This window comes from Oceanotoga teriensis, assembly GCF_003148465.1.
Classification (GTDB): domain Bacteria; phylum Thermotogota; class Thermotogae; order Petrotogales; family Petrotogaceae; genus Oceanotoga; species Oceanotoga teriensis.
The window spans coordinates 25,343-43,825 of the sequence record NZ_QGGI01000017.1 but is presented as its reverse complement, the minus strand read 5'-3'; the positions used below and the strand labels follow the sequence as shown (position 1 = coordinate 43,825).

Annotated in this window: 22 protein-coding genes; 21 read left to right on the top strand and 1 reads right to left on the bottom strand. The window is 25.7% G+C overall.

All coding sequences use genetic code 11. The annotated features are described in order from the left end of the window. Positions 1 to 7 precede the first annotated feature (7 nt). The 11 genes from C7380_RS10755 to C7380_RS10705 all read left to right on the top strand — a co-directional run bounded on the left by C7380_RS10755 (position 8) and on the right by C7380_RS10705 (position 8,483). Entirely contained in the window at positions 8 to 337 is a 330-nt protein-coding gene (locus C7380_RS10755) for a hypothetical protein (RefSeq protein ID WP_109605782.1), read from the top strand. Beyond that, positions 276 to 1,052: a class I SAM-dependent methyltransferase gene (locus C7380_RS10750; protein WP_109605780.1), complete on the top strand. Its 777-nt coding sequence runs from the start codon at positions 276 to 278 to the stop codon at positions 1,050 to 1,052. Before C7380_RS10755 ends, C7380_RS10750 begins: the two co-directional genes overlap by 62 nt. After that, on the top strand, positions 1,049 to 1,957 hold the full coding sequence (miaA, locus tag C7380_RS10745) for a tRNA (adenosine(37)-N6)-dimethylallyltransferase MiaA (RefSeq protein ID WP_109605778.1): 909 nt from the start codon (positions 1,049 to 1,051) through the stop codon (positions 1,955 to 1,957). The genes C7380_RS10750 and miaA overlap by 4 nt, the downstream gene beginning before the upstream one ends. Further along, positions 1,957 to 2,193, top strand: coding sequence for an RNA chaperone Hfq (gene hfq, locus C7380_RS10740; protein ID WP_109605776.1), 237 nt, complete (start codon positions 1,957 to 1,959; stop codon positions 2,191 to 2,193). The genes miaA and hfq overlap by 1 nt, the downstream gene beginning before the upstream one ends. Positions 2,194 to 2,195: 2 nt before the next feature. Beyond that, positions 2,196 to 3,437: a GTPase HflX gene (gene hflX, locus C7380_RS10735; RefSeq protein ID WP_158274879.1), complete on the top strand. Its 1,242-nt coding sequence runs from the start codon at positions 2,196 to 2,198 to the stop codon at positions 3,435 to 3,437. Between the two features lie 18 nt (positions 3,438 to 3,455). After that, positions 3,456 to 4,436, top strand: coding sequence for a M23 family metallopeptidase (locus tag C7380_RS10730; protein WP_109605772.1), 981 nt, complete (start codon positions 3,456 to 3,458; stop codon positions 4,434 to 4,436). A gap of 108 nt (positions 4,437 to 4,544) precedes the next feature. Next, complete coding sequence (gene metK / locus C7380_RS10725) at positions 4,545 to 5,753, top strand: methionine adenosyltransferase (RefSeq protein WP_109605770.1); 1,209 nt, start codon at positions 4,545 to 4,547, stop codon at positions 5,751 to 5,753. Positions 5,754 to 5,772: 19 nt separating this feature from the next. Then, the gene (rpsT, locus tag C7380_RS10720; RefSeq protein WP_109605768.1) at positions 5,773 to 6,057 is read left to right on the top strand and encodes a 30S ribosomal protein S20; all 285 of its coding nucleotides are present in this window, start codon (positions 5,773 to 5,775) and stop codon (positions 6,055 to 6,057) included. 53 nt (positions 6,058 to 6,110) lie between these two features. After that, positions 6,111 to 7,049 carry a tRNA (guanosine(46)-N7)-methyltransferase TrmB gene (gene trmB, locus C7380_RS10715; protein ID WP_109605767.1) on the top strand — a complete coding sequence of 313 codons (939 nt, stop codon included), beginning with the start codon at positions 6,111 to 6,113 and terminating at the stop codon, positions 7,047 to 7,049. Between the two features lie 5 nt (positions 7,050 to 7,054). Continuing rightward, on the top strand, positions 7,055 to 8,035 hold the full coding sequence (locus C7380_RS10710; RefSeq protein ID WP_109605765.1) for an NAD(P)H-dependent glycerol-3-phosphate dehydrogenase: 981 nt from the start codon (positions 7,055 to 7,057) through the stop codon (positions 8,033 to 8,035). A 13-nt stretch (positions 8,036 to 8,048) separates the two neighbouring features. Further along, positions 8,049 to 8,483: a hypothetical protein gene (locus C7380_RS10705; protein ID WP_109605763.1), complete on the top strand. Its 435-nt coding sequence runs from the start codon at positions 8,049 to 8,051 to the stop codon at positions 8,481 to 8,483. A gap of 12 nt (positions 8,484 to 8,495) precedes the next feature. On the opposite strand, the gene C7380_RS10700 is transcribed toward C7380_RS10705, so the two are convergent. Then, a complete protein-coding gene (locus tag C7380_RS10700) occupies positions 8,496 to 9,122 on the bottom strand; it encodes an endonuclease III domain-containing protein (RefSeq protein ID WP_109605762.1) in 627 nt (208 codons plus the stop codon). Positions 9,123 to 9,232: 110 nt separating this feature from the next. On the opposite strand from C7380_RS10700, the gene C7380_RS10695 reads away from it, so the two are divergent. Genes C7380_RS10695 through flhA form a run of 10 tightly spaced genes read left to right on the top strand, consistent with a single transcriptional unit; the run spans position 9,233 to position 18,471 of the window. Next, entirely contained in the window at positions 9,233 to 10,192 is a 960-nt protein-coding gene (locus C7380_RS10695; protein ID WP_158274878.1) for a CinA family protein, read from the top strand. A gap of 1 nt (position 10,193) precedes the next feature. Further along, the gene (locus C7380_RS10690; RefSeq protein ID WP_109605758.1) at positions 10,194 to 12,266 is read left to right on the top strand and encodes a chemotaxis protein CheA; all 2,073 of its coding nucleotides are present in this window, start codon (positions 10,194 to 10,196) and stop codon (positions 12,264 to 12,266) included. Positions 12,267 to 12,284: 18 nt separating this feature from the next. Further along, entirely contained in the window at positions 12,285 to 12,710 is a 426-nt protein-coding gene (locus C7380_RS10685; protein ID WP_109605756.1) for a chemotaxis protein CheW, read from the top strand. Between the two features lie 26 nt (positions 12,711 to 12,736). Beyond that, positions 12,737 to 13,102 (top strand): response regulator, encoded by a 366-nt coding sequence (locus tag C7380_RS10680; RefSeq protein ID WP_109605754.1) that lies wholly within the window; start codon positions 12,737 to 12,739, stop codon positions 13,100 to 13,102. Continuing rightward, complete coding sequence (locus C7380_RS10675) at positions 13,102 to 13,476, top strand: hypothetical protein (protein WP_109605752.1); 375 nt, start codon at positions 13,102 to 13,104, stop codon at positions 13,474 to 13,476. The genes C7380_RS10680 and C7380_RS10675 overlap by 1 nt, the downstream gene beginning before the upstream one ends. 19 nt (positions 13,477 to 13,495) lie before the next feature. Beyond that, complete coding sequence (fliP, locus tag C7380_RS10670; protein ID WP_109605751.1) at positions 13,496 to 14,263, top strand: flagellar type III secretion system pore protein FliP; 768 nt, start codon at positions 13,496 to 13,498, stop codon at positions 14,261 to 14,263. A gap of 4 nt (positions 14,264 to 14,267) precedes the next feature. Next, positions 14,268 to 14,534, top strand: a complete 267-nt coding sequence (fliQ, locus tag C7380_RS10665) for a flagellar biosynthesis protein FliQ (protein ID WP_109605749.1) — start codon at positions 14,268 to 14,270, stop codon at positions 14,532 to 14,534. Between the two features lies 1 nt (position 14,535). Next, positions 14,536 to 15,303: a flagellar biosynthetic protein FliR gene (gene fliR / locus C7380_RS10660; protein WP_109605746.1), complete on the top strand. Its 768-nt coding sequence runs from the start codon at positions 14,536 to 14,538 to the stop codon at positions 15,301 to 15,303. Further along, complete coding sequence (gene flhB, locus C7380_RS10655; RefSeq protein ID WP_109605825.1) at positions 15,267 to 16,364, top strand: flagellar biosynthesis protein FlhB; 1,098 nt, start codon at positions 15,267 to 15,269, stop codon at positions 16,362 to 16,364. Before fliR ends, flhB begins: the two co-directional genes overlap by 37 nt. Before the next feature lie 10 nt (positions 16,365 to 16,374). Then, the gene (gene flhA, locus C7380_RS10650) at positions 16,375 to 18,471 is read left to right on the top strand and encodes a flagellar biosynthesis protein FlhA (protein ID WP_109605744.1); all 2,097 of its coding nucleotides are present in this window, start codon (positions 16,375 to 16,377) and stop codon (positions 18,469 to 18,471) included. Positions 18,472 to 18,483: the final 12 nt, after the last annotated feature.

Sequence of the window (18,483 nt, the reverse complement as noted above, 5' to 3'; positions counted from 1 at the left end):
GAATTTTATGCCATTTGTAACGATAAAAGAGGTCAATAAAAAAAATCATAAAAAAGTAAAAAAAAGCAAAAAAGTTTCAATAGTATTTTTATTTGTACTAATGACTTTTTTTGGATTTCAAATTTTTAGAATAGTGTTTTATTATAAAGATCTTGAAAATCAATACAATGGCATAAAAGCAGAACAAATAAAGTTAGAAGAAATATATAAAAACAAATATGAAAAATATAGTCTTTTAAAAATAAAATTGGAAGAGAGAGGAGTTTTATTAAATAATGGAACAATACTCCAAAATGATATTTACAACATCCCACAAACCAAAGAAAGAACAAATTGAAAAAGCTTACGAATATGCTAAAGCTTATGATGGTGTCTATAAAAATAGAAGACATATATATAAATATATAAATGATGAAGATTTTTATTTTTCAATTGATAAAAATAATAATTTAGAGATAATCTGGAAGAATGGTAAGTTTTTTTACCATCCTTCCATTGCTAAGATTAGGTATAATAATTATGAGCATACTAAAGATGATTATTTAATAAAATCATTAACTCCTTGTAAAGAAGATTCTATTTTGGATTTAACATATGGTCTTGGTAGTGAAGCATTATTATTGGCAGCTTTTTCTGATAATGTGATAGGACTTGAAGGATCATATCCAATATATATAATTGTAAAAGAAGGTTTAAAAAATTATAATTTCCCAGATAATTGGATGAGAAAAGCCTCTAAAAACATAAAAATTAAAAATTTTAATTATAAAAAATATATTTATAAACAAAAAGAAAATTCCTTTGATCTTGTCTATTGTGATCCAATGTTTGAAAACCCACAAATGAAATCTGCCAGTTTAAATCCTTTGAGAAGATTTGCTGTTTATGATCAATTAGATGAAAAGGATATAGAACAAATGTATAAAATATGCAAAAAGAAAGTTGTTATAAAAGCTAGAGACAAAGATAGTATATGGAATTGGTTGAAAGTAGATGAAAAAATGGGTAGTAGTCATAGTGGAGTATATTATGGAGTGATAAATAAAAAATGAAAATTCCGATAATAACTGGACCAACAGCTAGCGGAAAAAGTGATATAGTTTTAAAATTGGCAGAAGATTTAAATGCTGAAATAATATGTATGGATTCAAGACAAATATACAAAGAAATAAATATTGGAACTGCAAAACCAAATATTTATGAAATGCAAAAAATAAAACATCATTTATTTGATATAATTGATTTAAAAGAAAGCTTCAATGCATATGAATATGTTAAACTTGTCGATAAAACTATAAAAAATATTATTTTGAGAAATAAAATTCCTATATTGACAGGAGGAACAGGTTTTTATATTGATGCTTTAACAAAAGGCTTTTTTAATGTGGAAAATAATTATTCTATAAGAAAATATCTTGAAAATATTTCTTTAGAAAAAAATTTATATCAAATTTTAAAACAAATTGATATTGATTCATATAATAGAATACATAAAAACGACAAAAAAAGAATAATAAGGGCTTTAGAAATATTTTTAAACACTGGAAAAACAATGACATATCATATGAAAAAAAGTATTTTAAATAAATCTAATTACGATTTTCAAATTATAGTTTTAAATAGAGATAGAAAAAATTTACATGATAGAATCAATAAAAGAGTTGACAAAATGATAGAAAATGGTTTAATTGAAGAGGTTAAATCTTTAAAAGAAAAAGGGTATGATCCAAATTTAAATGCTTTAAATACAATAGGCTATAAAGAAGTTTTTAAGTATTTGGATTATAATTGTGATTTAAAAGATACGGTAGAAAATATAAAAACTAATACAAGAAGATATGCAAGAAGACAAATTATATATTTTAGACATATAAAAGAAGCTATATGGGTAGAATTAAGTTCAAATAATGAAGAAAATAAAAATAAATTAATCCAAATTATTAAGGGGGGTTTTTGATGTCAGAGAAATTTAACTTACAGGACAGATTTTTGAATATTTTAAGAATTAGTAAGGTAGAAGTAAAGATATATTTTGAAGGTGATTTTCAAACAAGTGGCATAGTTAAATCATTTGATAATTATACTATACTTTTAGAAAAAAATGGTGAACAATCATTAGTTTATAAACATGCAGTTAAAATGATGGTTCCTTCAAAGTTTATAAAACTATTTCAACCTAATGAAAATCAGTGAAGGTGATAGAAATAAATAATGGTGTATTATTATCAGTACAACAAAGAGAAGATAAGTCTTCACAAATAGAAGAACTTATCTCTCTTTGTTCTAATATTGATATAAATGTTGAAAAAGTTTTTCAGCAAAAAAGAAATAAATATGATTTAAAATATTATTGTGGAAAAGGTAAATTATTAGAAATAAAAGAATATATGAAAGCTTTAAAAGATACAAATATAAAGTATTTAATAGTAAATGATAGAATAACTAATATACAGAGAAAAAATATTCAAAAAATAATTACAAATAATTTTGAAATAATAGATAGAACACAAGTAATATTAGAAATCTTTAGGAAAAATGCTAAAACTAAAATAAGTAAAATACAAGTTGAGTTGGCCAGTTTGAAGTTTGAATATTCTTCATTAAAAGGTCAAGGAAATGAGATGTCAAGAACTGGTGGTGGAATTGGAACAATTGGACCTGGAGAAACACAGTTAGAGTATGATAGAAGAACTATAAATAAAAGAATAAATCAATTAAAAGAAAAATTAAAAGAAGCTACTCAAAAAAGAGATTTGACCTCTAAAAATAGAGATAAACTTCCATATCCAAAATTTTCTTTAGTTGGGTATACTAGTGCTGGAAAATCTACTTTATTAAAAACTTTAACTGAAGATAAAAATTTAATAGTTTCAGAAAAATATTTTTCGACATTAAGTCCAACTAATAGAAAAATTCAATTTCCTTGTGGATTAAATAGTTTTTTTTCTGATACAGTAGGGTTTATTGAAAATCTTCCAATTGAATTAGTTGAATCTTTTAAATCTACATTAGAAGAAATAAATAATTCTGACATAATACTTCATTTAATAGATAGTACAGATAAAAATTTGAGTAAAAAAATATCTGTTGTAAATTCTATGATAGAACAAATAGAGTTTAAAAGGAAATTGATTATAAAAGTATTTACAAAAATAGATTTATTAAATGATGAAAAGTATGAAGATTTAAAAATTTTATATCCAGAGTCTTATTTTATAAATTGTTTAGATATTAATTCTATAAACAATTTTTTGAATAAATTAATTTTAGAACTTAAATTATTAAATGAATATGAATTTAAAAAAATACAAATAAATTATAATGAATATTGGAAAATTGAAAAAATGAATGGAATTATAGGAATTCTTTCTAAATCTGAAAATGAAAAAGGATATGAAATGGAAATTATAAAAAATCAATCTATAAAAGAGTTTTAATTTTTGGAGGTGAGCTTTATGAGAAAGATATTTATTTTAATAATAAATTTTTTATTTCTTATAAATATTTTTGCATCTGTATTTAATTTGCCTATAAAAGATTCCTATATAACTTCATCATTTGGAGAGTATAGAAATACTGGAAATAATCCTCATTTTCATATGGGTATTGACTTTTCTACTTTTAATAGAGAAAATATAGATGTACTTACAGCAGCAGAAGGTTATTTAGAAAAAGTTTGGATAAATGATCCAGTTTATGGAAATACTATATTCATAAAACATCCAGATCTTGGGTTAACTACTGTATATGCACATTTGAATTCTTTTTCAAAGAAAATAACAGGATTTACAGAACAGATAAATGAAGAATTTTCTACAAAAAGAATAGAAATAATATTTCCAGAAGAAGAATTAAAAATTAATAAAGGCGAAGTTATTGCTTATTCGGGTTCTACAGGAGAAGCTATGGCTCCACATTTACATTTTGAAGTTTGGGAAATGAAAGAAAATGGTAATATAATAAGAGATGCTTTGGAATATATTGAATACAAAGAAACAAGAGAAAAGAATCTGGAACTTTTAAGTATAAGATCTAATAATAAATATTTTGATATAAAAAAAGATGAAATATCAACTATTGAATATAGTGGAGATTACCCAAACTTAGAAATAAGAGTTAGAGAAAAAATTGGTAATAATACAACTATATTACCTAAAAAAATGTCTTTATACATAGATAATAGGATTGTTTATAAATTGAATTTTGCACAAATAAAAGAAGAAGAGGCATATAATCCAAGCGTTTTTGGTTATGGATCTACTGCTACTGTGTATTGGTTAAAACTTTATTCTAAAGAAGCCTTAACTCCTATTGAAATAGATAATTGGGGTCAATTTATTGGTAAAAATTTAAATAATTCTGTTGGTAAAATAGAATTAGAAGATTTTTGGGGAAATAAAGAAATTTATAATATAAGGTTTAATAAATTATATTAAATAAAAGAGATACATAAATTTTACACAAATCAATTATAATTAATAATTACATATTATAAAAAATGTTATAATAATTAAGGAAAAAATAACAAACGGGGAGGACAATTCATGAATAAAAGGTTATTTACAAGTGAAAGTGTAACTGAAGGTCATCCTGATAAAGTCGCTGATCAAATATCAGACGCAATTCTCGATGCAATATTAGAAAAGGAACCAGAAGAAAATAGAATAAATGCGAGAGCGGCTGTAGAAACACTTGTTACAACTGGTGTTGCTGTAGTTGCAGGTGAAATAAGAACAACATCTTATGTAGATATTGCAAAAATAGTTAGAGAAACTATAGTTGAAATTGGATATGATAGAGCAAAATATGGATTTGATGGTGAAACATGTGCAGTTATGGTTAGTATAGATGAACAATCTGCAGATATAGCAATGGGTGTAGATAAAAATTTAGAAACAAAATCTGGAAAAGAAGATTTTGATCCATATGCTAAAATAGGTGCAGGAGATCAGGGAATAATGTTTGGATATGCAACTAATGAAACACCTGAATATATGCCAACACCAATAGTTTTATCTCATCAATTGGCGTATCAATTGGCAAAAGTAAGAAAAGATGGAACTTTAAAATATTTAAGACCAGATGGAAAAACCCAAGTTACAGTAGAATATGATGAAAATAATAAACCAATAGCTGTTAATACAGTTTTAATATCTACACAACATAGTGCGGATGTTACAAGAGATCAAATAGAAAAAGATTTAATAAAATATGTTATAAATCCTATAGTACCTGAGAGTTTAATAAATGATGAAACTAAAATTTTGGTAAATCCAACTGGTAGATTTGTTTTAGGAGGCCCTCAAGCAGATACAGGATTAACAGGAAGAAAAATAATAGTTGATACATATGGCGGTTGGATAGCACATGGTGGTGGTGCTTTTTCAGGAAAAGATCCTACAAAAGTTGACAGATCTGCACATTATATGGCAAGATATGTTGCAAAAAACTTAGTTGCTGCTGGAGTAGCAGATGAAGTAATGATTCAGCTAGGTTATGCGATTGGCGTTGCTGAACCAGTTTCATTACTCATTGATACGAAGGGAACTGCTAAAGTTGATGAAGAAAAAATATTAAAAACTGTTAAAGAATTATTTGATTTTAGACCAGGTCAAATAATAAAAAATTTAAATCTTCTTCAACCTATATATAGGCAAACAGCAGCTTATGGGCACTTTGGTAGAACAGATATAGAGTTCCCATGGGAGAAGTTAGACAAAGTTTCTGAAATAAAAACTGCCTTAGGAATATAAAATTTAAGGAGGTTTATTGATGCCTAACATCAAGTCAGCAAAAAAAAGAGTATTACAGAGTGAAAAAAGAAGAGTTATTAACAAATCTTACAAAACAAGGATAAAGAATACAACAAAAACTGTTCTCACTAATATAAAGTTAAATAAGAACAGAGAAGAACTTCTTGAATCTTTATCAGTTGCTTTTAAAGCTATTGACAAAGCTGAATCAAAAGGAGTTATTCATAAAAATACTGCAGCAAGAAAAAAATCAAGATTACATATTAAAGTAAAGAAATTTTTAGGAGAAGTTGCTCCTGAATAATAAAAATTACCCCGGTAAAACCGGGGATTTTTTTTGAGAACAGGAGGTTAAAAATGAACGTAGCAAGTTTGAAATATGAAATTTTTTCACAAAATATAATTACTTATCCTTTTAATTGGGAAAAAGAATTTGGAAATAAAAGAAAGTTAAATATAGAAATTGGGTTTGGTGGTGGCGAATTCTTAGCTTATTTAGCCTCTAAAAATCCAGAAGAAAATTATATTGGCTTTGAAACTTCTTTATTATCATGTGAAAGAGCCCAAAAAAAATTTTTTGAAAAAAACTTAATTAATGTTAGAATTATAAGAGGTGATGCAAGAGTTTTAATACCAGAATTATTTAAAGATAAATCTGTAAGTAGGGTTTATGTTAATTTCCCTTGTCCATGGCCTAAAAAGAGACATGAAAATAGAAGAATATTTGTAAAAAATTTTAGAGATACGTTATCAGCTATTTTAAAAGATAATTCTGAAATGCATTTAGCAACAGATGTTGATTGGTATGCTGAAGAAGTTTATGAAAATTTTAAAAAAGATGAGAGATTTGAAGTTGAAGAAATAATAAAAAATTTTGATAGAGAATTTAAAACTAGATATGAAAAAAAATGGGATGATGAAGGTAGAAATAAATATTTACTTAAAATAAAAAAAGTAAATTATTCACCAATTGAAAGATATTTTATTGGAGAGGATAATATGCCACATAAAAAAATAAAAAAAATAAATATAAAAAAAATAGAAGAAATATCGGATAATATTTTTGAAGAAGATATGAAAAAAGTTATAATAAGGGAAAGTTATTACGATAATAAAAATAATAAATATTTAATAAAAACATTAGCTTCAGATAATAATTATACTCAAGAATTTTTTGTAACTGTTACAAAAAGAGAAGATGAATGGCTGATAAAATTAGATAGTATGACATCACCATATAGAACACCATCTGTAAAATATGCTATTGAAACAATAGCAAAATATTTAGGAGAGTGATCTAAATGAAAATAGCTGTCATCGGTGCTGGAAGTTGGGGTACTGCAATGGCAAGACTGTTATCCATCAATGGTCATGAAATAAGTATTTGGAATAGGGAAAAAGAAGTTTTGCAATATATAAACAATGGTCAAAACCCTTATTATTTACCAGGTATAAATATTCCAAGAAATATAAAAACTTTTAGTGAAATAAATAAATGTATAAAACAATCTGAAATAATAGTAATAGCTATACCCTCACAAGCTGTTAGAGAAGTATTAGAAAATATAAAACAAAATTATAATAATCAAATAATAGTTAATTTATCAAAGGGTATAGAAATAAAAACTGGAAAAAGAATATCAGAAATAGTTTATGAAATTCTAAATACTAATAAATATGTTTGTTTAAGTGGACCTTCTCATGCAGAAGAAGTGGCAAAAGATGTCCCAACTGGTATAGTAGCTGCAAGTAAAGATTTAAAAATTGCAGAAATAGTTCAACAAAATTTTTCAAATATATCACTTAGAATATATACAAATATTGATGTAAAAGGTGTAGAAATATCTGGGGCATTAAAAAATGTTTATGCAATAGCTGCGGGAGTAATAGACGGAATAGGTGGTTGGGATAATACTAAAGCAGCTTTAATCACCAGAGCTATGGTAGAAATGAAAAGATATATGAGCTTAAATAATGCAAAAGAAGACACAATATATGGATTAGCTGGTATAGGTGATTTAATGGTAACTTGCAATTCATTACATTCAAGAAATAGACATGTTGGAGAATTAATTGGAAAAGGAAAAAATTTAAAATCAATTCTTTCATCAATGCATATGGTAGCTGAAGGGATATACACAATTCAAGCATTAAATTTAATTATAGAAAATAATAAATTAGATATGCCAATAGCCTCAAAAATATATGATGTGCTTTATAATAATACAGATCCAAAATTAGCTATTAATGAATTGATGAATAGAGAATTAAAATCAGAATAATAGGAGGAAAAATATGCAAATAAGTTTAGAACAAATAATTCAAATAATAATGGCAAAATTAGATAATATTGAATTATCAATGGAAGATATGAAATTTAGAACAAATGTAGCATTAAGAATATTAAGGGAAGAAGGACTATTAACTCAAGATAGAATAAATAAAGCTATAAAAGATGAATTTGAAGCTAATAATATACTTGAAGACAATGATCAAGAAATAGAAGAAGAAAAAATTGAAGAGATATCAAAAGGAATACTAAATTGGGTAGACAATGATTTAGAAGAAATGAAGAATAAAATAAAAGATTATCAAGATAAGATGAAAAAAATGATGGATGAAGAAGAAAAAAATAATATAAGTGTTGCACCAGCAGATTTATTAAATAGATTAGATAGTATGAATAATAATAATAAAAAAGGTAAAAGTGGCAATATAATAATGCCTTAATAAAAATCCGGATTATTCCGGATTTTTATTTAATTTTAAAAAAGGGCATATAAAATTCAAAGGACATTTACTACAAAGGGGTTTTTTAGGTCTACAAGTTTTTTGACCAAATGCAACCATAGATCCATTTAATGGTCCCCATAAATCTTTATTAATAATTTTCATCAGAGCAAATTCGGAATCTTCAGGCTTTTTTGTACTTATCCAACCCAATCTATTAGAAATTCTATGTACATGTGTATCTACAGCCATTGCATTTAAACCAAAGCTTACATACAAAACTATATTCGCTGTTTTTCTTCCAACACCCGGTAATTCTAATAATTTTTCTAGATCATTAGGGACATTTCCATTATACTTATTAACAAGAATTTTAGATAATTTAACAATTCTTTCAGATTTTTGTTTAAACATTCCAGCTGGTTTTATTAAATCATATAAACTTTCGGGATTTACTTTTGATATTTCAAAGACATCCTTAAAAACTGAAAATAATTGTTTAGTTGCTTTATCAGTATTTTCATCCTTAGTTCTTTGAGATAGAACTGTAGATACTAAAACTACATAAGGATCGGTATTTTCGTGATAATAAGGATAATTTTCTATTATTATCTTTGCTTCTTTATTAAAATTTCTCATTATATCCTCCTTTTTTATAAAAATTAATTTAAAAATTAATTTAAAAATAAACACTAGTAAATAATTATTAAAGTAAATATATGGTAAAATTAAATAATAGAGGTGATATTTTGAAAATAATAAATATTGTTAATAAAAAACAAATTGATAATATTAAATTTAATCAAAATCAAATACTATATATTGATTCAATAGAAATATTAAAAGAATTTTTTTTACATATATCATCTAATTATAACGAAAAAATGATACCAATAAATAAAATATATGATAAAATAGATATTGAAAATATAATGATTCCTGATAAATGTAAAATTTTAGACAATTTCGGATATTTAAATTTTAAATTAGATAATTTTTTAATTATATATGATAAAATAAATTGTAAACAATATAAAGAATATACTATTTTTGGATACTGTGAAGATAATATTTTAATTGAAGATTTTATATTGAAAAATGAAATTGTAGAATTAATAGATTTAAAATTCAAAAACAATCAACTAAATATAAAATTAAAAACAAATTTAAATATTCAATTTATTTTTGATTTATATTACAAGTACCATAATATAATTTTTTATGAGAATACTATGACTCAAATATTGATAAATAAATTAAAACAAGTAAATTATACTATATCTACTGCAGAATCATGTACTGGTGGAATGATATCTTCTCAATTAGTTGATTATCCAGGCGTATCAGATATTTTTTTAGGAAGTATTATAAGTTATTCTAATAAAATAAAAAAACAAGTACTTGGAGTAAAAAAGATTACTTTAGAAAAATATGGCGCTGTTAGCTCTGAATGTGTAAAAGAAATGGTTGATGGTTTATATAAAATAATGCATACAGATGTATGTATATCAGTTAGTGGAATAGCTGGTCCTGGTGGTGGAACATTTCTAAAACCAGTTGGAACTGTTTACTTTGCATTTAAAATAAAAAAACAAATTATTGTTAAAAATAAACTATTTTCAGGAAATAGAGAAGAAATTAGAGAAAAATCTAAAAACTATGCAATATATTTTTTGACCCAACATCTAATGTCCATTGAGGAGGGATAATATGGGAGAAATGGATGTATACTTGAGTGTTTTCCTTGAAGAAGCAAGAGAAAATGTACAAAATTTAAATGACGCACTTCTCAATTTAGAAAACGACAATGAAAACAAAGACTTAATAAATGAAATTTTTAGAATTATGCATACACTTAAAGGAATGGCAGGTACATTAGGTTTTGATGAACTTGCTAAGCTTTGTCATACTATGGAAAATACATTGGATAAAGTTAGAAATAATATAATAAATGCAGATGAAACACTCATAGATTTATTGTTTAAAGGATTAGATACACTTGATGAATCTTTGAATGATATATCTGAAGGTGGTAATGGACATACTACAAATGTTGAAAGTTTAACAAAAAAATTCAATGAATTGCTTTCTGGCGGAAAAAAAGAAAGCGATGAAAAACCTATTAAATTAGAGAAAAAAGAAATTACTAAATCTGTTAAAACTGTAGAAAATAAAAATGAAGTTGATTTGGAAGATATTTCAAATAATATTAAAATAAATTTTGAAATAGATGATATTACAAAATCAACACTTTCGAAAATAAAAGAAAAAGCTGATGAAGAGGAATTAAATTTCTATTTTGTCAAAATAATATTAAAAAGTGATATACAATTAAAACTTGCAAGGGCTTATATGATATATCATAAATTTGAAGAATATAAATCAGAAATAGTTTATTCAAATCCTTCTACAGAAGATATAGAAGAAGAAAAATTTGATAATGAACTTTTATTTGGTATTGTCACAAAAGCTGATAAAAGAAAAATTGTTGAAGCTATAAAAAGTGTATCAGAAATTGAAAATGTTTATATAGATGTTTTTAATAAAGATTTAATTGAGAATAAAACAGAAGAAATAGAATCTGAATCAGAGATAAAAAAAGAAAAAGAAGATAAAAACAATAATACAAAGAAAAAAATTAAAACATCACAATCTATAAGAGTAGATATTAAAAAACTTGATGAACTTATGAATTTGATGGCTGAATTAGTTATTTCAAGGAGTAGAATTGTTGAAACTTTGAGAAAATATAATATAAAAGAAGTTGATGAAAGTTTATCTCAATTATCAAGAATTACTTTAGATCTTCAAGAAATTGTAATGAAAGTTAGAATGGTTCCTGTATCATTTGTATTTAATAGATTTCCTAGATTAGTAAGAGATATAGCTAAAGATCTTGGAAAAGATATAAATCTTATTATCGAAGGAGAAGAAACAGAGCTTGATAGAACTGTTATAGATGAAATAGGAGATCCTTTGGTTCACTTAATTAGAAATTCTTTAGATCATGGAATAGAATCACCAGAAGTGAGGATTTCTAGAGGAAAACCGAAAATAGGAACTATAAAATTAAGTGCAAGACATGAAGGAAATGAAGTTGTTATAGAAATATCAGATGATGGTAAAGGTTTAGATAGAGATAAAATATTAAAAAAAGCTGTTAATAATGGAGTTGTAGATTCAGTAAAAGCTCAATCTATGGCTGATGATGAAATATATAATTTGATATTTTTGCCAGGTCTTTCTACTAAAGAAAAAGCAACAGAACTTTCTGGTAGAGGAGTTGGAATGGACGTTGTAAAATCTGCTGTTGAATCTTTAAAAGGTAATGTTTCTGTGGACTCTGAACCAGGAAAAGGTACTGTTGTAACAATAAGATTGCCTTTAACATTAGCTATAATAGAAGCATTATTAATAACTGTTAATGAACATGTTTATGCTATACCTATAGCAAATATTGATACAACTCAAAAATTGAGTGATGGGGAAATAAAAGAAGTACAAGATAGAGAAGTGTTCTTATTAAGAGGAGAAGTCATCCCAATAGTAAGATTAAGAGAAATGTTTGAAATTGAGGAAAAGAAAAATACACAAGAAAACATAGTTATAATAAAGATAGGTAATAAAAAATATGGTATAATAGTAGACAAATTATTAGGTCAAGATGATATAGTAATAAAATCTCTTGGATCCTTATTAAATGATGTTAAAGAGTTTTCTGGTGGAGCTATTCTTGGAGATGGTAGCATAGCATTGATATTAGATGTAGGTTCCTTAATTTAAAAAGGAGGGATAAAATAAATGAGAGATGTCTTATCATTTCAAATATATAATCAAGAATTTGCTTTAGAAGTTGATAACATTGAAAGTGTTGTAGATATGCAAGAAATAACTCCTGTACCTAACTCTAAAAAATTCATCAATGGTGTTATTAATTTAAGGGGTAGAATAGTTCCAGTAATAGACTTAACAGCAATTTTAAATTTGAGTCTTCCAGAAGATTATAAATTCGAAAATATATTAATTTTAAAGATTGATGAAGAAGAAATAGGGGTTTTTGTAGATGAAGTTAAAAATGTATTGAATATTGATCCAGAAAAATTGGAAAATTTTCAATCAAACAATGAAATTTATGCAGGAAAAGTTAAGGGGATTATAAAGGTTAATAATCGTCTTATAGTATACCTTGATATAAAAGAAGTCTTAAATTTTAATAAAAATAATTAAGGAATATTTGGGAGGTGCACTTCTTAATGGGCAAAAAAATATTGATAACTGATGATGCCGCTTTTATGAGAATGATATTAAAAGATATAGTTACAAAAGCCGGTTATGAAGTAGTTGGAGAAGCTGCTAACGGTCAAGAAGCTGTAGACAAATATAAGGAACTTCAACCAGATTTTGTAACTATGGATATAACTATGCCGGTAATGGATGGTATTCAAGCCATAAAAGAAATAAAAGCTGGAGATAGTGAGGCTAAAATAATTGTATGTTCGGCTATGGGACAACAGGCAATGGTAATTGAAGCTATACAGGCTGGTGCAAAAGACTTTATAGTTAAACCTTTCCAATCAAATAGAGTAATTGAGGCTATACAAAAATTGGAGCAAGGTTGATGAACTTAGAATATGAAACAATAAATGCTTCCTCCACATTGCTAAAAAGCAGTGGAGGACTTTCTATATTTTTATGGTTTTTAAGTATGATTGCATTAATAATAATAATGTATATACTATATAGAATAATTATAAAATATAGTAAAAATGGTGTAATAAATTCCGAAATAAAAATTTTAAAAAAGTACTATATAGAAAAAAATATATATATAGGAGTTTTAAAATTAAATGAAGATTATTATTATACTTTAATAGGAAATAATTCAACAGAAATTATAAGAAAATTAACTCAATCAGAAATTGAAAATATTCAAATAAATAACATAAATTTTAAAGATACTTTAAGAGGCTTCATGAAAAAAAATGAAAAATGAAATTAGAGGGGTTCTATAAATGAAATCTATTTTAAACAAAAAAATTTTTATTATATTGTTTATTATTTTTATTAATATTTTGAGTTTTTCAGAAAATATAGGTTTACCAGATATAAGTATCGATATACAACAAACACAACCTAATACTTTAAATCCAGTTTTAGAAATAGTATTAATAATAACAGTAATTTCGATTGCTCCTGGTTTATTGATGCTATTAACTTCGTTTACCAGATTGGTAGTTACTATGGGTTTCTTAAGGCAAGCATTAGGAACAAGACAAGCACCACCAAATCAAGTTCTTGTTGCATTGGCACTCTTTTTAACTATAATGATAATGTATCCAACCTTTGATAGGGTTTATAATGAAGCTATTATACCTTATAATAATCAAGAAATTGGATATGAAGAAGTTATTGAAAAAGCTTATAATCCTTTTAAAGATTTTATGCTTAGAGAAATAATAGATCATAAAAATCAAGATAATATAATACTTCTTGCTAATTCTACAAATACACAAATACAAAATATTGAAGACACCCCTTTTCAAATATTAATACCTGCATTTGCTTTAAGTGAATTAGAAATATCATTTAAAATGGGTTTGTTATTATATATTCCATTTATTCTGGTAGATATGGTTGTAGCAAGTATATTATTATCTATGGGAATGATAATGATTCCTCCTGTACTGATTTCTCTACCTTTTAAAATAATGCTATTTATTATAGTAAATGGTTGGGATTTAGTAATAGGAAGTTTAGTAAGAAGTTTCGGAGGGGGCTGATCATATGACAGAAGAAGTCATGATAGAAGTTTTTGTTAATGGTATAAATGTTTTTTTGACTACTATAACTCCTATATTATTGATAAGTATAGCTGTTGGTTTAATAATTAGTATATTTCAAGCGGTAACTCAAATTCAAGAACAAACACTTACATTTGCTCCAAAAATAATAATAACTTTTTTAGCATTAGCTTTTTTATTTGGTTGGATGATACAAGAAATAGCAGATTATACAAATATAATATTAACAACTTATATGGGAATGATTTAAATTGGAGCTTTTAAGCTATAAACTTTGGATTTATTTTTTTATATTAACAAGATTAATAGGAACTTTTTTTTATATTCCATTTATAAACTCTAATATGGTACCAAGGAATGTAAAAATTTTTATAGCTATTTTTTTATCTTATTTAATATTATTAAATGACAATTCAAACTTTCCAATTGATTCAAGTGCGATGTTGATAGTCTATTATCTAATAGTAAACTTTATTATTGGAATAACTATAGGAATAGTTACAAATCTTATATTTTATGCGGTTCAATTTGCTGGAGAATTTATAGGAGTTCAATTGGGTTTTGCAATGGCAAATGTTCTTGATCCAACACTTAATGAAGAAGTCTCTATATTATCTCAATTTTCTTATATTTTTGTAACCTTTTCTTTTTTCATATTTAAAGGTCACATATTGATTTATAATTTGTTTATAGAAAGTTTTAATAAAGTTCCAGTTTTATTTAAATTAAATGGAGAAAATTATTTGATAATAGCAAGTAAAATATCAGATATACTTTTAATAGGGTTACAATTTTCTATGCCAATAATAGCATTTATGATATTTATTAAAATAGCTTTAGGTATAATATCAAGATTAATGCCTCAGATGAATGTTTTTATGGTTGGATTACCTTTAAATGTGCTTGTAGGATTTATAATTTATATGGTGGTGATAGTTTCATGGAACGAACAATTCACAAAACTTTTTTTCGAAATATATCATTGGATAGAAAATACGATGATTCTATTATCGAAATAGATATACTACTTTTTGCCGATCCAGATAAAACTGAAGAACCAACACAAAGAAGAATCGAAAAAGCAAGAGAAGAAGGTAATGTAGCTCAATCAAAAGAATTTAACATGGCAATGTCTTTTTTAACTCTTTCAGGATTATTGTATTTTTTTGCTGGAGGAATAATTGAGGACTTAAATAAAATTTTTCAAGATTATTTTTTACTTGATACTGATATAGTTGGAGTAAATGTTTTTCAATATGGATATAAATATCATTCTGGAATTTATATTAAAATAATGATATTATTTATTGCTGGTGCTTTAATGTCTTTACTTTTTGGATTATTACAAACAAGGTTTTTAGTTGCAAAAAATGCCATAAAACTTGATTTCAGTAAAATCAATCCAGTAAAAGGATTAAAAAACTTATTTTCTTTAAAAAAATTAGTTGAACTCATTAAGAATATAGTAAAATTAGCTGTTATAGGTTATATTTCATATTCTATAATTGCAAAAAGAATATCAGAAGTTCAAAAATTATCTTCTGAAGAGTTAATTTATTCATTATACTTTATAGGTTCAATATCAGTTGAAATAATGTTTAAACTTGGATTAGCACTTTTAGTTCTCAGTTTAATAGATTATTGGTATCAAAGATATGAATATAAAAAGAATTTAAGAATGAGTAAACATGAAATTAAAGAAGAAATGAAAGATACAGAAGGAAATCCGCAAATAAAAAGAAAACAGAGAGAATTTATGCAAAAAATTGTTTTTAGCCGAATGATACAACAGGTTCCAACAGCAGATGTAATTGTTACTAACCCAACACATTATGCTGTTGCAATAAAGTATGAATCAAATACGATGAATGCTCCAAAAGTTATTGCTAAAGGTGCAAATGAAATTGCAAATAAGATAAAAGAAGTAGCAAGAAAAAATAATGTTCCCATAATAGAAAAACCACCTTTGGCAAGAGCTTTATATAAAGAAGTTGATATAAATGAAGAAGTTACAGAAGAACTTTATAAACCTGTTGCAGAAGTTTTAGCTTATATTTATAAATTATCTAATAAAAAATGAGGGGTGTAGAATGAAATTTAAGGGTATGGATGTAATAGTAGCTGTTTTAATAGTTGGAATGGTACTATTGATGGTTTTGCCAATACCGCCATTCTTACTAGACTTTTTACAGTTATTTAATATAGGATTATCTATAATAATATTATTATCTTCATTATATGTAAAAAAAGCGTTGGATATATCTTCTTTTCCTTCATTATTACTTATAACAACTCTATTAAGATTATCATTAAATGTTTCATCTACAAGATTAATATTACTTCAAGGTCAAGCTTTTGAAGGAAAAGTAATAAGAGCGTTTGGAGATTTTGTAGTTGGAGGTAATTTTATAGTAGGTATAGTAATATTTTTAATTTTAATAATAATTCAATTTTTAGTAATAACAAAAGGTTCTGAACGTATATCTGAAGTTACTGCAAGATTTACACTTGATGCTATGCCGGGAAAACAAATGTCAATAGATGCTGATTTATCTTCTGGATTGATAACTGAGGAACAAGCAAGAAACAGAAGAGAAGAAATAAGAAGAGAAGCAGATTTTTATGGCGCCATGGATGGAGCCAGTAAATTTGTGAGGGGAGATGCAATTGCTGGATTAATAATAACTCTTATAAATATTCTTGGAGGATTATTAATAGGAGTTTTACAGCAGGGTTTGAGTATAGGAGAAGCAGCAGAATTATATACTTTATTCACTGTTGGAGATGGATTGGTTGCACAAATTCCAGCATTATTAATATCAACAGCTTCTGGTATGATAGTTTCAAGAGCCGCTTCAAAAGAAAATTTTGGTACAGATGTTATAAAAGAATTAGCATCAGAAAAAAAAGTGTTATATATAACAGGGATAATGATAATAAGTATAGGTTTATTTTCTCCATTACCGGCATTACCAGCAATAATTTTAGGTTTTTTCCTAATATTAATTGCAATTATGAATAATAAAAATTCAGAAGAGTATTTATTAGAGAGTGCTGGAAAAGTAGACTCTTTTACACCACAAAATTCTTTAAATCAATCAGAAAATCAAATGCCAAGAAATATTTCTCCTCCATTAACAAGTCCGGATGAAGTATCTGAAGTAATACAAAATGATACTATTGAAGTAGACATAGGTTATGGTTTAATACCTCTTGCAGACCCAAGCCAAGGGGGAGATCTTTTAGATAGAATAACAATAGTAAGAAAACAAATTGCATATGAACTTGGAATAGTTATATCGCCTGTGAGAATAAGAGATTCTGTTTTATTGAGTTCAAATGAATATATAATAAAATTAAAAGGTGTAGAAATAGGAAGATATGAACTATTACCTGACAGACTTTTAGCAATAAATTCTGGAATGGCATCTGAAGAATTAGCTGGAATTCAATCTCAAGAACCATCTTTTGGATTATCTGCTTATTGGATAGATGAAAGTGAAAAAGATAATGCTATAAGTAATGGATATACTGTGGTTGATGCTCCAAGTGTTTTTGCTACACATTTATCAGAATTAATAAAAAAATATTCTCATGAAATTGTTGGTATAAAAGAATTAGAAATTCTTGTAGAAGGGTTAAGAGTAAAAAATTCTACATTAGTAGATACATTAATCCCTTCGATGCTAAAAATGCATGAGCTAAAAAATATAATACAGGGACTATTATATGAAAAATTATCTATAAGAAATTTACCTTTAATTTTTGAATATTTAATAGAATCATCTGATAAATATGGAAATGATCATGAAAAATTATTAGAACATGTAAGAATAGGTCTTGGTAGACAAATTTGTGAACAACTAAAATCTTCAGATGGTCAATTACATGTAGTTGCTTTAGATTCAATGGTAGAAAAAAAGATATTAGATTCTATTGCTGAAGGAGAAGAAGGAAGATATTTAGCTATAGAACCTGAATATACAAACATACTAATAGAAAGACTATCAAAAAATTTAGAAAATTTAATGATGAAAGGTTTTAATCCAGTATTAATATGTTCTAAAAGTATAAGATATCCATTATCAACTGTATTATTAAATTTTGTACAAAATATAAATATAATAGCTTATGAAGAAGTACCTGCTGACACCTCACTTAATGTTGATCAGGTAATAGCTATTTAAGGGGGCTCATTT